Origin of the sequence: Streptomyces kebangsaanensis (genome assembly GCF_001906585.1) — a bacterium.
In the GTDB taxonomy this organism is placed as follows: Bacteria; Actinomycetota; Actinomycetes; order Streptomycetales; family Streptomycetaceae; genus Streptomyces; species Streptomyces kebangsaanensis.
Map to the genome: position 1 here is coordinate 104,265 of NZ_JUJA01000053.1, position 940 is coordinate 105,204.

Annotated in this window: 1 pseudogene; it reads left to right on the forward strand. The window is 74.1% G+C overall.

From position 1 onward, the window contains the following. Positions 1 to 940, forward strand: a pseudogene (locus RH94_RS42720) (GAF domain-containing protein); the annotation flags it as partial.

Here is a 940-nt window from a genome sequence, read left to right on the forward strand (position 1 = left end):
GTACTGCAGACGCCGTTGCGCCCGACGGCGACCACCGACGCGGGCGGCGCCGCCGAGGGCCCGAGCACCGACCCCTTCGAGGTCTTCATCGGTTCCCCCGCCCCCGACGACCTCGACGGCCTGCTGCAGCGCACGGTCGAGCGCGCCCGCGACATGCTCGACGGCGACGCCGCCTTCCTCCTCCTCGCCACCGACGACGAGACGGAGTTGGAGGTCCGCGCCTCCACCGGACTGCCCTCCGCCCGCCAGCGCTTCGCCCGCGTCCCCGTCGATGCGGGCCCCGGCCGCTACGGCTCGGCCCGCATGCCGGCCGTCCACGACGACCTCACCGCCGTGCCCGGCGCCGCGCCCCTCCTCGACAACACCGGCATGCGCTCGGTCGTCACGGTCCCCCTGAAGGTCGAGGGCCGTCTCACCGGCTCCCTCGGCGTCGCCGCGGAGGGACCCGGCAGGTACTCCAACGAAGAGGCGCTGCGCCTGCAGTTCGCCGCCGACCGCATCGCCCTGGCCGTCGAGTCCGCCCGCCTGGGCGAGCTGGAACGGCTGCGCCGCGGCTCCCTCAGCTTCCTCGTCGAGGCCTCCGACCTGCTGGCCGGCACCCTGGACCGGGACCAGACCCTCGCCCTGATGGCCCAGATGACGGTCCCCACCCTGGCCACCTGGTGCGCCGTCTACACGATCGCCGACCAGGCCTCCGAGCCCTACCTGTCCTACGTCCTGCACGAGGACGAGGAACTGATCGACGGCATCAAGTCCCTACTGTCCAAGATCCCGCCGCCGGACCCGGTGCCCACCCCCGGCGCCCGCGTGTGGAACGCGCCCGGCCAGGCCGCCCACCAGGCAGCCCTGCGCACCTCCATGCGCAGCCTCAGCCTGGGCGACTCGCACCACCGGATCGGTACGACCATCGGACCGACGCTGGCCACGGCCTCCGCGGTCG